The 12,994-nt window shown below is 45.7% G+C and carries 15 protein-coding genes; 5 read left to right on the forward strand and 10 right to left on the reverse strand.

Features of this window, described 5'->3' with window-relative positions:
• Nucleotides 1-85: 85 nt before the first annotated feature.
• From ACLWBD_RS14225 to mraY, 3 genes are all read right to left on the reverse strand, one after another.
• Complete coding sequence (locus ACLWBD_RS14225; RefSeq protein WP_413568658.1) at nucleotides 86-454, reverse strand: hypothetical protein; 369 nt, start codon at nucleotides 452-454, stop codon at nucleotides 86-88.
• 112 nt (nucleotides 455-566) lie between these two features.
• Nucleotides 567-1,955: a UDP-N-acetylmuramoyl-L-alanine--D-glutamate ligase gene (gene murD / locus ACLWBD_RS14230; protein ID WP_063205029.1), complete on the reverse strand. Its 1,389-nt coding sequence runs from the start codon at nucleotides 1,953-1,955 to the stop codon at nucleotides 567-569.
• Nucleotides 1,956-1,959: 4 nt separating this feature from the next.
• Nucleotides 1,960-3,036, reverse strand: coding sequence for a phospho-N-acetylmuramoyl-pentapeptide-transferase (gene mraY, locus ACLWBD_RS14235; protein ID WP_063205030.1), 1,077 nt, complete (start codon nucleotides 3,034-3,036; stop codon nucleotides 1,960-1,962).
• Between the two features lie 204 nt (nucleotides 3,037-3,240).
• Between mraY and ACLWBD_RS14240 the strand changes: the two genes are divergently transcribed.
• Complete coding sequence (locus ACLWBD_RS14240; RefSeq protein ID WP_063205031.1) at nucleotides 3,241-3,705, forward strand: HPP family protein; 465 nt, start codon at nucleotides 3,241-3,243, stop codon at nucleotides 3,703-3,705.
• Between the two features lie 19 nt (nucleotides 3,706-3,724).
• Nucleotides 3,725-3,955 carry a hypothetical protein gene (locus ACLWBD_RS14245; protein WP_063205032.1) on the forward strand — a complete coding sequence of 77 codons (231 nt, stop codon included), beginning with the start codon at nucleotides 3,725-3,727 and terminating at the stop codon, nucleotides 3,953-3,955.
• On the opposite strand, the gene ACLWBD_RS14250 is transcribed toward ACLWBD_RS14245, so the two are convergent.
• Nucleotides 3,952-4,224 carry a GNAT family N-acetyltransferase gene (locus ACLWBD_RS14250; RefSeq protein WP_063205033.1) on the reverse strand — a complete coding sequence of 91 codons (273 nt, stop codon included), beginning with the start codon at nucleotides 4,222-4,224 and terminating at the stop codon, nucleotides 3,952-3,954. The genes ACLWBD_RS14245 and ACLWBD_RS14250 overlap by 4 nt on opposite strands.
• A 119-nt stretch (nucleotides 4,225-4,343) precedes the next feature.
• Between ACLWBD_RS14250 and ACLWBD_RS14255 the strand changes: the two genes are divergently transcribed.
• Nucleotides 4,344-5,129, forward strand: coding sequence for an EcsC family protein (locus tag ACLWBD_RS14255; protein ID WP_216635245.1), 786 nt, complete (start codon nucleotides 4,344-4,346; stop codon nucleotides 5,127-5,129).
• Here ACLWBD_RS14255 and ACLWBD_RS14260 read toward each other — a convergent pair.
• Both ACLWBD_RS14260 and ACLWBD_RS14265 read right to left on the reverse strand, forming a co-directional pair.
• A complete protein-coding gene (locus tag ACLWBD_RS14260; protein ID WP_413568661.1) occupies nucleotides 5,122-6,402 on the reverse strand; it encodes a sensor histidine kinase in 1,281 nt (426 codons plus the stop codon). The two genes, ACLWBD_RS14255 and ACLWBD_RS14260, sit on opposite strands and share 8 nt — an antisense overlap.
• Nucleotides 6,399-7,094, reverse strand: coding sequence for a response regulator transcription factor (locus ACLWBD_RS14265; RefSeq protein ID WP_063205035.1), 696 nt, complete (start codon nucleotides 7,092-7,094; stop codon nucleotides 6,399-6,401). Before ACLWBD_RS14265 ends, ACLWBD_RS14260 begins: the two co-directional genes overlap by 4 nt.
• Nucleotides 7,095-7,254: 160 nt before the next feature.
• Between ACLWBD_RS14265 and ACLWBD_RS14270 the strand changes: the two genes are divergently transcribed.
• On the forward strand, nucleotides 7,255-7,692 hold the full coding sequence (locus ACLWBD_RS14270; RefSeq protein ID WP_063205036.1) for a Spy/CpxP family protein refolding chaperone: 438 nt from the start codon (nucleotides 7,255-7,257) through the stop codon (nucleotides 7,690-7,692).
• Nucleotides 7,693-7,747: 55 nt separating this feature from the next.
• Here ACLWBD_RS14270 and ACLWBD_RS14275 read toward each other — a convergent pair whose 3' ends face one another.
• Both ACLWBD_RS14275 and ACLWBD_RS14280 read right to left on the reverse strand, forming a co-directional pair.
• Nucleotides 7,748-9,169 (reverse strand): UDP-N-acetylmuramoyl-tripeptide--D-alanyl-D-alanine ligase, encoded by a 1,422-nt coding sequence (locus tag ACLWBD_RS14275; protein ID WP_063205037.1) that lies wholly within the window; start codon nucleotides 9,167-9,169, stop codon nucleotides 7,748-7,750.
• Nucleotides 9,170-9,174: 5 nt separating this feature from the next.
• Nucleotides 9,175-10,665, reverse strand: a complete 1,491-nt coding sequence (locus tag ACLWBD_RS14280) for a UDP-N-acetylmuramoyl-L-alanyl-D-glutamate--2,6-diaminopimelate ligase (RefSeq protein ID WP_413568663.1) — start codon at nucleotides 10,663-10,665, stop codon at nucleotides 9,175-9,177.
• A 34-nt stretch (nucleotides 10,666-10,699) separates the two neighbouring features.
• Here ACLWBD_RS14280 and ACLWBD_RS14285 point away from each other — a divergent pair, with 34 nt between their 5' ends.
• On the forward strand, nucleotides 10,700-11,386 hold the full coding sequence (locus tag ACLWBD_RS14285) for an alpha/beta hydrolase (RefSeq protein ID WP_063205039.1): 687 nt from the start codon (nucleotides 10,700-10,702) through the stop codon (nucleotides 11,384-11,386).
• Here the strand turns inward: ACLWBD_RS14285 and ACLWBD_RS14290 are convergent.
• On the reverse strand, nucleotides 11,363-12,232 hold the full coding sequence (locus ACLWBD_RS14290) for an NAD-dependent epimerase/dehydratase family protein (RefSeq protein WP_063205040.1): 870 nt from the start codon (nucleotides 12,230-12,232) through the stop codon (nucleotides 11,363-11,365). The genes ACLWBD_RS14285 and ACLWBD_RS14290 overlap by 24 nt on opposite strands.
• Entirely contained in the window at nucleotides 12,229-12,990 is a 762-nt protein-coding gene (locus ACLWBD_RS14295; RefSeq protein WP_063205041.1) for a hypothetical protein, read from the reverse strand. Before ACLWBD_RS14295 ends, ACLWBD_RS14290 begins: the two co-directional genes overlap by 4 nt.
• Between the last annotated feature and the right edge of the window lie 4 nt (nucleotides 12,991-12,994).

The raw sequence follows: 12,994 nt of genomic DNA on the forward strand, positions 1-12,994 counted from the left end.
AGATGGGACTCCCGACCTTTAGTTAATCAGAAGTCCAATTTATCGTCTATGAATCTGAATTTGGGTTTTTAAAAGCTGGACCCGCTTATTCGGAGATCACGTCAGCGTTAGGATCTTCAGTTTCCACCTTAGGAGCCGGCGTTGAAGTCGCCTTCTTGGCAGTCACCGCGCCCTTCTTTGTCGAAGCACAGCAGTAGATCACGCCGTTTTGGTCCGAAGAGTTTTTGTAGTTCGTGATTGAGAAGTTGCGGTTAGCGTCGCAACGACGTGCCATTTGCATGCTTAGCTCCACGTCCAAGTCAGGATTCAAATCACCACTGACGAACTCACAGTACATTCCGGTGCTTGCTGCTAGTTTTTCACGTTGCTCCTGGCGAGCTTTAAAAGTTCCGGAAGCACAACCGGAAAGAAGAAGAGCGGACGATGTGAAGAGGATGAAAAGACGTTGGGACACTTAAGCCTCCTGGCTAAAAGAAGACCGTCCTTCTTGGACGGTCTGATGCTTGTGAGCTGCTTCAGCTACGGGCGCGCGTGCGCGCGCCCTGCGCTCTGCCGGCTGCCGCCGGTCAATGAAACTTTCTCACGATTTCTTTGAAATAATCGCCGCGCTCTTCGAAACTGTCAAACATGTCGAAGCTTGAGCAGCCTGGAGATAGAAGAACGGTGTCACCGATTCTGGACTTTTGGTAAGCGATAAGAACCGCCTCCTCAAATGTACCGATCAAGAAAGTTTCAGAGAAGTCACCAAGGTCACGGTTGATTCTTTCTTTGGCTTCCCCGACTAAGATCAAGGTCTTGACCTTTCTTTTTACGGCAGTACGTAAAGGCTCGTAATTCAAATTCGTATCTTTACCACCCGCGATCAATATCACGTTTTCATCGAAAGTATCCAAAGCGCGAAGAACCGCGTGCACGTTTGTTGCTTTAGAGTCGTTGTAGAAAAGAACTCCGCCGACTTTACGAACGTACTCGATACGGTGAGGAAGGCCCGTAAAGGTGTCGATCACTTTTTGAACAGCCTCGCGAGTTGCTCCGTGTTCACGAGATGCCAGGATCGCGGCCATCACGTTTTCAACAGAGTGCTTCCCGCGCATTTTCATGTTCTTGATCGTGAAAGTTTCGATCTCTGGACCTGTGCGAACACGGATCTCATCACCGATATTCACGGCACCACCGATGTTCATGATTTGTGGTTCCAAAGCCGGTTTGCGAGAGAAGTAGAAAATTCTTCCGCGTTGAACCGCTGGATCACGCGCCAACTCAACAACCGCGTTGTCGTCAGCATTCAAGATGCTTGTTGTCGCTTGATTTGTGTTTTTGAAAATACGTCTTTTGGCGTTTACGTACTCTTCCATAGAGCGATAACGATCCAAATGATTTTCAGCCAAGTTCGTGAACACGATGTTCATGGGGTTGAACGTGTCACAGTGTTCAAGCATGAAGCTAGAAACTTCTGCGATCACCACTTGCGCTTTTTCTTCAGAACGCAAGTAATCAACCAAAGGTTTTTCATTCGCTCCACCCACCCAAGTTTTAATGCCGGATTCTTTAAGAATCGCTTCGGTGATTTTCGCAACAGTCGTTTTACCATTTGTTCCTGTCAATCCAATGATAGGTTCTTTGATAAAGCCTGCAGAGAATTCAAACTCGCCCGTAATGCGGATACCTTGAGATCTTGCGTAATCGAAGATTTTCAAATTGCTAGGCACGCCCGGTGACAAGATCACAAGATCTTGCGCAATGAAAGTTTTTGGACTGTGACCGCCCAATTCAAACTTGATTGGCAAATCACCCAATTGCTCTAACTGAGTCGAAAGTTCAGGTTTGGATTTATGATCCGTCACTGTCACTTGCGCGCCATGCTTAGTCAGGAAGTGCGCCAAAGAGGCCCCCGTCTTACCAAGACCGACGACAAGAATTCTTTTATCTTTTAATTCGCTAAACTCTTTATACATTTTCTTACCTCAACTTCAGAGTCGAAAGACTTAATACTGCAAGCAAAATAGAGATGATCCAGAAACGCACGATGATCTTTGTTTCTGTTAGACCACCCAATTCAAAGTGATGGTGAATCGGTGCCATTTTAAACACACGCTTCCCGGTCATCTTAAATGAAATCACCTGAGTGATGACCGACAACGCTTCAACCACGAACACACCACCAAGAACAACCATTAAAAGCTCATTCTGAGTGATCACGGCCATGGTGCCCAAGAAACCGCCCAATGAAAGCGATCCCACGTCCCCCATGAACACTTGTGCGGGGTACGCGTTAAACCACAAAAATCCCATTCCTGCAGCAACAATCGTCGCCGCGACCGGAGTTAATTCACCCGCCCCGATCACATGCGGAATTTGCAGGTAATTCGCGATTGAAAAGTGGCCTGTGACGTAAGCGAACAAACCTAAAGTCGCCGCAGAGATCATCACCGGAACAATAGCCAAACCATCCAATCCGTCAGTTAAATTCACCGCATTAGCTGTGCCCACAATCACTAAAGATGCGAACACGATGTAGAGATAGCCAAGCTCCAAAGAAACGGACTTAATAAATGGAATTGTCACCGCTGTGCTTAGTCCGTGATAGTGAACCAAATAAGCGATCACTCCACCGCTGATTAAAAACTCTCCGGCCAAACGGATTTTACCAGAAAGACCTTTGGAGTTTTTCTTACTCACTTTGAGCCAATCATCCATGTAACCGATCAAACCAAAGCCCCAAGTGATAAGCAGCACCGCCCACACCAAAGCATTCGTCATGTCGACCCAAAGAAGACACGGAATCAAAGTGGAAAGAAGAATCAATCCTCCACCCATTGTCGGTGTTCCCGCTTTTTTCTTATGCGTTTGAGGACCATCATCGCGAATCGCTTGCCCAAAGTGCTTCATCTGCAAACGACGAATGAAGTAAGGTCCCCACATCCAACACAGCAAAAAGGCCGTGAAGAACGAGATAAACGTACGGACAGTTAAGTACCTGAAAACATTCAGAGGCGAAAACTGATCCGCCATCGAATAAAGCCATTGATAAAGCATGCTGAAGATATCCTCTGTAGTGACTTGTAAATTTAAATTTCCTAGGAACTTAAAGGGTTTAGCATGAACAGATTCGCAAAAGCAAGAAAAACTTTATAAGTATATGATATTACTGCTGTTTTAAAAATCTTATGAGAGATGACAGTCGTCATGTTACTGACATTTAGAAATGATAAAATTGAAAAGTGATGAAGGAGGTCCGTTGTGAAACTCGTATTGAAAAATCACATAAGTCGTAAGCTAATCACTGTGCCTAAAACAGCCACAGCTGCAGAGGCACAACGCTTGATGGCCAACTATTGGATTCGTCATCTGCCGGTGATGGATGAAGAAGATGATTATATTGTCGGAATGCTTTCGGACCGCGATTTAATGCGGGCTTCTTCTGTAGAAGTGACCGTCGACAAAATTATGACCTCACCTATTAAAACCTTCGACATCGACACTCCCATTGATGATGTCGTGGAGGCGATGATTGAAGAAAAAGTCTCGGCCTTTTTAATCACTAAAGAGGATGAAGTGGTAGGTATTGTCACGACAGAAGACATGCTTGTCGTTCTTCATCAAGTACTGAAAAAAGAAGATACAAGCACATGGAATTTGAGCGAGATCTTAGTAAATCCGGCCCTGCAACGAGCCGCCTACTTGGTAGGTCAAGCGGGTATCTAACATTGATAAGGGGGATTGTATGAATAAAGAAAAAACTACGAAACCCAGATTCGCCAGTCATAAAATGAATTATGGAAAAATGAATGAACGTGATGCCCGTGCTTCGGGCTACACAGACAAACAAGGGCGCGCCGTCGACATGGCAAAGCCTGATGTGGAAGGCTCACCGACGGGCGCTTATACCGACATCGGTGCGGGACGCTCCTCTGTGGTTCATCCCTCACCTAAAAAAACGGAAGACCATCACTAGTGCTTTAAGATGGATTTTTCTTCAGGATGTTTTTCGAACCATTTTTTGACATAAGGACATGTTGCGATCACTTGGGCGTTTTCTTGCTTCGCTGTTTTAAGGGCTTCACGCACCAATTGATCCGCAACATTTTTCCCTCGCGCCTCTGGCGGCACTTCCGTGGCATACAAATCGAAGACATCCCCTTTACGACGATAAAGCAGATGAGCTTCGCCGCCTTCAACCATCGTCAAAAATTTGTGACCCTGAACATCGTGCTTAAATTCCATGTCCAACCTCATTGTTAAAAGTGGTGACTTTATTGTGATAACTAAAAAACAAATCAGCAATATAAGACTTCGTGTAAAATAGCGTTACTGGTAGTGCAAATTCACAGAAGGAGATTTCGATGCAAATGGATTCCATAGACCTGCAATCACTTCGACTGGCTAAGGAACTTTTGGAAAAACCGGGAATCACGGCGCGCATCGCCGCTAAGATCGGAGCCCCCGTTGAAAAAGGCCTTTCACTTTTACCGGACAAAGTTCAAAAAACGGTGCATAAAGCAGCGGAAAAATCCATTCACGTCGCCTATGACCTTGCGATGCGCACCATTCCGCCTACGAGCGAAAAGACTTCGCACAATTTGGGTCATAAGCTTGCGGTTGCAGGGACTGGCGGCGCAGGTGGTTTTTTCGGACCGGCTTCCCTTCTTATCGAACTCCCTATTTCCACGACTTTGATGATGAGATCCATCATCGACATTGCCCAAAGTGAAGGTGAAGACATTTCTGACATTGATACAAAACTAGCTTGCCTTGAAGTCTTCGCCTTTGGTGGACTGAGCACGGCCGACGATGCGGCTGGTTCGGGTTATATTATGACTCGGGCCGCTTTATCAAAAGCCTTCACGGATGCAGCCAAAGCCTTTCTTGGTAAAAGCCTGGCAGAGGAAAGTGCGCCCATCATGATGCGACTGCTGGCCAGTGTGGCATCACGTTTTCAGTTGGTGGTTGCCGAAAAGGCCGCGGCCCAACTGATGCCTTTGGTGGGAGCATTGGGTGGGGCCACGGTGAACGTTATTTTTATGGATCACTTTCAAGACATGGCTCGGGGTCACTTCGTTGTACGACGATTGGAAAGAAAATACGGTATCAACGAAGTACAGACAATGTATCGCGAATTGGCTATTTAGGAAGGCGGATAGTAAACTCACTTCCCACATTCATTTTGCTGGTAACCGTGATCGTTCCTTCATGGGCTTCGATCACAGCGCGAGCGATGGCCAAACCCAATCCAAATCCCGATTTCCCTGGAGACCTCGCCGTATCAGCACGATAAAAAGGCTCAAAGATATGAGTTAAATCTTTTTCGGAAATTCCGATCCCTTGATCTTTCAACTTCAACACCCAATGATCGCAGTCTTTTTGTAAAGAAATAGTAAGTTCATTGGCTTCAGAAGGTTTTGCGTACTTCATCGAGTTTTCAATGAGATTGCGCAGAACACGCTCCATTTGCATCGCGTCCATGTGCAGTGAAGCTTCTGCAGGCATATTGAGATTCACCTTCAAAGCCCCTTCGTAATCAGAGACGACATTAGAAATAAGCTCGCTCAAATTCACATTGGATTTTTTTAGCGACTTCGCCCCTTCCTTAAGACGATAAGATTCTAAAATCTGATGAATGAGTTCTTCCATCTTAGAAAGATCATCTTTTATAGATGACTTCATTTTTTCATCGGCCAAAAGATCTACAGCAACCCCGACACGAGTCAACGGACTGCGCAGTTCATGACTGACATCACGAAGAAGTTGCTCTTTAGCGACGATCATTTTTTCAAGGCCATCGGCCATGTTATTAAAAGAGTCGGCAATAAGACCGAATTCGCCGCGATGATTTGTTTTAATACGATACTTCAAATTCCCTTCCGAGATTTTATTAACTCCTTCAACGACGACTTTGATCGGCGACATCATCCAGCGAATCGTTAAAAAACTGATGGCCATGATAAAGAAGATAAAAGAGGCGACCCATAAAAAAGGAAACAACCACGCGCGCGGAATTTCATCATAGGAAATAAACCAAACAGTCCGTGGCGTGACTCCTTTCACCTCCGCAAAGTAAAAGCCGTTGGTTTTTCCTAAAGAAAGTTTATTTGAAAAATCCTTATCCATTTCTTCGGTGGTCGCAAAACTGGGAAGCCCCTGGCTGTCAGCCAGTTGTTCAAAACCTTCCCGTCGTACACGCAATTGCAAGTCTTTATAGAGACGGCGTATGTCGTCCTCGGTTTGAATCTTGGCGCTCAAACTCTGAAAATAATTGGCAGCGTTGTTTTCTATCACGGGCGACAAAGATTTTTCGGGGCTTAATGAATGTCCCAAAAGAGCCAAGCCTCCGACAATCAAAAGCGAGGTCAGAAGAAAGGCCAGAAACACTTTGATAAGAAGTTTCATTCCACGGGGCTTCACAGTGTTTCCTCCACAGGAGCGATAAAGCAATAACCTTCTCCCCACACGGTGCGCAAGAAGACCGGAGTCTTAGCTGGGTCTTTTAATTTTTGTCTTAGACGGCTGATGGCGACATCGATGCTGCGGTTGTAAGCTTCCCAATCCACGCCACGAAGTTCATCCATAATACGATCCCGGGAAAGGCTTTGACCCGCGTAAGACATTAAAAGTTTCAATAATTCATACTCGTGTGTGCTGAGATTTAAATTCTGATCTTCTAGGAAAGCCGTGCGAAGCTGCGTATCCAGCACAAGAGATCCTGAGCGCAGTTTGTTTCCGCTCACTGAAGTCTTTTTATACCGACGAATCAGGCTTTTCATTCGCGCCACAAGCTCACGAGCTTCAAAAGGCTTGGGCAAATAATCATCCACGCCGAGCTCCAGTCCTAAAACTTTGTCAGAGGTTTCTCCGCGAGCTGTGAGCATCAGAATCGGAAGATCACTGAATCCACGAATTTTTTTGCACACCTCGAAGCCATCCATTTCAGGTAGCATCACATCTAGAATAATCGCATCGAATTTTTCGCGCTTTAAAGCAGACAAAGCTTCAGAAGGAAGGGTGAACTGCACAGTTTCCAGCTCAAACTGACTGAAATACTGCTTCAACAGCTCTCCTAATTTTTGATCATCATCGATCAGGGCAATGCGATTCATAGCTGTATCTTAATCTATTTATGTATTTCGTGAAAGCCCCAAAACCCTGAATAATCAAGCAGTTACAATTTGTTACAAATATTAACAATCCGGCAACCACTTCGCCCTCGGAACCACCTAAACTTGTATTTAAGAAACCCACTCATCCGAAGGAGTTGATATGAAAATCGTAAGTAAAAGAAAATGGCCTCGTGTTTTAGGCGTTGTCTTAGCGGTCGCTGGAGTTGGTCTGATGACGGGTTGCCACCGCAGTCCGGAAGAACGAATCAATGCCGTCAGCGAAAAAATCGCGGATAAGTTTGATTTCAATGAACAACAAAAAGCCTTATTGAATGATATCGCCGCTGACGTGAAAAAAGACTTCGCGGAAGAAAAAGCCGTTCGTCAGTCTTTGTACGGTGATTTCAAAACAATGCTGCTTTCTGAAGAACTTGATAAAGCCAAAATCAAAGAAGTGATCAAACAACGTCAGGCGCGCATGGACGCAAGAACGGATAAATACATTGATAAGGTATCCGCTCTTCATAAAAGCTTAACGCCTGAACAGAAAAAAGAACTCGTCGAAAAAATCGAAAAGTTCCATAAGAAGTGGGAGTAATTTATGTATTTCGCGCTTTTTACCAGAGCGCTGAACCTGCCAAAGGTTCAGCGTGTTACTGCTTCTCCGCGAAATCTAAAGGTTCACAAGGGAACACAAAACGTTCCAGCTTTGTCCCGCGTGACGCCTTCACTACCGCGATATCTCCAGATTTTAAAAACTGACCCAGATCCTGGCCTGAAGATTCCTTAAAATCTTTTTCGATCAGGGATGGATTCTTATAGCCGACTTTTTGCAGGCCTTTCCCGAAGGCCTCATAGTCGTCACCGATAAAATAAACCTTATCGAATCCCGCTTGCCCCACCCAAGTGCCCAGCTCTTCGTGTAAGGAGGCTGAGGCACTTCCTAGTTCACGCATTTGCCCGAAGACACCTACTTTGCGACCAGAAACCGTCAACAGTTTCATATTATCGATCAAAGCTTTCATACTGTCAGGATTGGCGTTGTAAGCATCAAAAATCATCTGCGCGCCTGATTTCAAATTCACAAGCTGATTGCGTCCCCAATTTGTTTTGCAGTGAGGAAGACCTGCCCACACCTGAGAAGGGCTCATTCCTGCCGCGAGCCCCAAAGCTGCTGCTGCCATCAGATTCGTCAAATTCTGAGATCCAAAGACTTGAACATTGGCAGAGCCTGACTGACCGCCGATGCTTCCTTTGATTGATAGTTCGCCCATGCTCATGGAAGCAATCGTCAAATGCACATCGGCACGAGGGTCTTCTGATGAAAACGTCAGAAGTTTTTCGTGTGGGTATTTTTCGGTCGCTCGCACGTACATGTTATGAGTTTGCGTGTTGTCTAAATTGTAAATACGAAGAGTGTTAGCCCCAGAAGCGATATAGATTTCTTCTTTAGCTTCAGCAACTTTTTCAATTGTACCGAAGAATTCCATGTGCGCACGTCCCACCATCGTGCAGACAACCACATCGGGTTCCGCGATGTGCACTAGCTCTGTGATTTCTCCGGCGTGATTCATGCCCATTTCTACAACGGCGACTTCGGCGTCCGCTGGAATTTGCAACAAGGTGAATGGAACACCCCAATGATTGTTGAAAGAACCTTTGTTGTAGTGGACTTTTTTAACAGAGCCAATCAGGGCAGCCGTGAATTCTTTCGTTGTCGTCTTACCATTAGAGCCCGTAATGCCCAAAACTTTGGCTTTAGATTGACGGCGCGCCCAAGTTCCCAACTGCTGAAGAGCCTTTAATGTGTCAGGCACTTTCAAAATAGTCACTTGGCCCTTTAATTTTTGTACAAGATCGCTGTCTTCATGAACCAAAAGTCCTGAAGCTCCTTGCTGAACCGCTTTATCTAAAAATTGATGTGCATCGAAAGCTTCACCTTTGAGGGCGATGAAAAGTTGACCTTTTAGATCCGCTCGTGTGTCCGTTCCGATTCCTTGAAATTTATCTTCTTTCAGTCCCAGAGTTTCAGCTCCGGTGACTTTCACAATGGTTTGCACATCCATGGCTCTCATTGTTTTTATCTCCCTTGTAAGGCTTCTTCGGCCACTTTCACGTCACTGAACGGGAATTTTTCTTTGCCGATGATTTGATAGTCTTCATGGCCCTTGCCCGCGATCAAAACAACATCGCCCGGCTGAGCCTTTTTCATAGTCTGATGAATGGCTTCTTTACGATCAACATAGACAGTGGCTTTTGATTTATCCGCGCCGGCAACACCAGCCAAAATATCATTGATAATACTTTGCGGGTCTTCGGTGCGAGGATTGTCTGAGGTGATGACCACATGATCCGAAAAACGCAACGCCATTTGCGCCATCAAAGGACGTTTTCCTTTGTCTCGATCGCCACCGCAACCAAATACCGTCCAAATTTTCGCTGGAGAATTTAAGTTCTCGCGCACTTTCGTTAAAGCCGTTAAAACATTTTCTAAAGCATCCGGAGAATGGGCGTAATCAACAAAGACTGCAAGATCCTGCTTATTGGGAACGGACTGCAAACGCCCCGGAACTCCCGTGAAACTATCTAAAGCGCTGATGCAAATATCCAACGGGATTCCTGCCGATAAACCCGCCCCTAAAGCGGCCAAGGCATTCATCACGTTGTGTGTGCCGGACATAGGAAGACGGATTTCCCCTTCCCCCATGGGCGTGTGGACTTTGAAATGAGTCAAAGCAAAATCCATCTTTAAAATTTCATAGCGAATATCGGAATCTTTGGAACCATATGTCCAAAGCACCGCGGGATCCGCCACTTTCAAACGACGTCCATACTTATCCGCTGTATTCACAATCGCGTAACAGGGAGACTTTTCGGTCTTCCAAAGAAGATCCGTGAAAAGTCTTTGTTTCGCTTCAAAATACTGATCCATGGTTGCGTGATAATCCAAGTGATCGCGCGTGAGGTTTGTAAAGATCACGGTATTGAATGGCACACTGTCGACACGCTTTTGATCAAGAGCATGGGAAGAAACTTCCATCGCCACGGCCATCGCTCCGTCATCACGGAATTCTCGCAAGCGTTTTTGTAAAAATACCGGATCCGGTGTTGTCATCTCAGAAGGCCAGACTTTATCTAACAAGTGATGATTGACGGTGCCGATAACTCCTGTCGGAATTTTTCCGGCATTCAAGATCGCTTCAGTCATGTAAGTGACGGAAGTTTTTCCATTCGTACCTGTAACACCGACACAGAAAAGTTCCTGCCCCGGATCCAGATAGAAGCGACTGGCTAAAAGATCCAAAGTCTCGCGCGAGTTTTCTGTTTGCCATACAAAACCGGCATATCCCGCGGGAACCTTCGATTTATCTTCAACGACCAAAGCCGCCGCCCCTTTGGCCACGGCATCGCCTAAGAAACTATGCCCATCCAATTTACTGCCACGGATTGCGACGAAAACAGAGCCAGGAACAACCAGACGTGCGTCATTAAAGACACCGCTGACTTCCGCCTCAGACAAAGTGTAATTCGAAGTTCCTGGAATGATGGAAAAGAGATTATTCAGTTTCATAGACTCGGTTTCAAGAATAGCGTATGACTAAGTTATGAGACAACTCGGAAAGATACATTGCCAAGAAATAAATAAAGACGATAACGCGCCCTGGGTGATCTTCTTCCACGGCTTTGGCGCTGATTGTAATGACCTCTTTTCTTTAGGAGAGATGATTTCCACGAAGAAAACTTACAACTGGCTTTTCCCGAATGGAATTTTAGAAGTTCCCATTGGTCCGGCATGGATGGGACGCGCCTGGTGGACGATCAATATGATGGAAATCCAAGAAGCGCAATCCCGCGGTGAACATCGTGATTTTAGCAACGACACTCCGAAGGGTCTTTCTAAAGCTTACGATGCCGCCATGGAAATGATTCGCCAACTCAAAGTGCCTTGGAACAAAATTGTGCTGGGTGGCTTTAGCCAAGGTGCAATGCTCGCCACCGAGCTTTACCTGCGTGCGCCCGAAACGCCAGCAGGACTTGTCATTATGTCAGGCACCTTGCTGCACCAGGAAGAATGGAAAAAGTTGGTGCCAGCCCGTGAAGGACGGCGTTTCTTTCAAAGCCATGGCGAGATGGATCAAGTTCTTGGCCACAAACAAGCACAGAAACTAAATACACTTTTGAATCAAAATGGAATGAAGGGCCCCATGCTGAGTTTCCGCGGCGGTCACGAAATCCCAGCTCCGGTGATTATTAAAATCGGCGAATATCTAAACTCGATTCAAACTGACTAATAAAGAATGCAGCCATTCCCGTGCGGGTTTTGACTGAAAGCCCGCCGTCTTGGCTTTCTCGACGTTTAAAAACCAATCTTCAGAAATTCCATAAGGTGACCAGTTTTCTGGCGATGGCTCCGTCAGAAGCTGAGCTTTCTGTCCCGTGATGGACTCAATATCATTCACAAGCTCTTTCAAAGGAATGGCATCTTCAGAGGCAAAATTAAAAGGTCCTTCATGCTTCGTATGCACAAGCCACAACAGCGCTCGCGCCGCATCTTCAGAGGTGATAAAAGAAAATTTGGCGTTTAAGTTGGGAAAATACAAAGGTTGCCCCTTTTTTATTTTCTGAACATGACCTAACAATCTCCCGGTGTAATCGTCTTCTCCAACAACGACGGGGAAGCGGGCAAAAGAACATTTAAAAGGTGCGTTCGTGGCAAAATAATTTTCTGCCGCTCTTTTGCCTTCTCCGTATTCTTCAGCGGGATTCGTAGGAGCGGTCGGTTGATAAAGATAGGGGTTGTAGTCTTCCTCTTGAAGATCTCCACCTAAGGCATACACTGACATGGTCGAAGTCATGATGTAGTAAGAAGTTTTTTCCGCAAAAATTTCGCAGCTCGCAGCGGCTTCTGCGGGAGTCATACAGACCTGATCGACGACAACATCAAAGCTCAAAGAACCTACGGCCGAAGCCAAGGACTCTTTGTTTTTTCGATCCCCTTTTAAGCGATGCACACGGGCGCCGAAATCATCTTCCTGTTGCCCACGGGAAAGAACCCAAATTTCATGACCTTCGTGAATCAAAGAATGCACCAGTCTTTTACCGAAGTAGCGAGTTCCACCTAATACCAGAATCTTCATGCTGAAACGTCCTTCTGAAGCGTCAAAATTTTTGATCTTAATTCCGCAGCTGCGACCTGCATGGATTTCAAATCCGGCACTTGCAGCAGTTTTTCAATGTACTGCGACTCAGCCACTGGCAAATCGCGATACAGATATCGCAACCCGAAGTCATGCTTTTGTGGGGTCCTATGTCTACGCACCAATTGCACCCACATCATCACCAGTCTCTGATAGAACGTGTAGCTGTCAATGTACTTTCCCCGCAGCGATTCCTTTAGAAAAGTTCGGTACAGAATTTCAAATCGCGCAATCCATTGAGACCATTCGATATTTTTTGAACTTTCATAGCGAGGCTGTCGGGACGCTTGCTTAAGAATATCTGTTTTATCAAAAAGCACCTGAGGAGAACCGTGACGTTCGACATTGAAATATTCGGAATAATCCTCCGGAACCAAAGACTGAAAAACGCCAACATCTAAATAATAGGTCTCGGAAGTTTGATCTAAGACATAAAATTTCTGAGCAAAGTTTTTCCATGGGGAATCTTCCACCTTCCAAATATGGGTGATGGCAGCCATCTTCTGAAGTGTGTCTTCCACAGTTTGGAAAATTTCATCGGGAGCCGTACTTATAATGACAATATCGGTATCAGAAAGATCATCCTCGAAGCCGGTTGCGGAAGATCCCCCCAACCAAGCTCCTTCTGCATAATCAGACTGCTGAAGATTCTGAACTAAGGATTGAATGATTTTATTTTTATCAAATTCCATCGCCATACAG

The organism is Bdellovibrio sp. HCB117 (assembly GCF_047305915.1).
In the GTDB taxonomy this organism is placed as follows: domain Bacteria; phylum Bdellovibrionota; class Bdellovibrionia; order Bdellovibrionales; family Bdellovibrionaceae; genus Bdellovibrio; species Bdellovibrio bacteriovorus_B.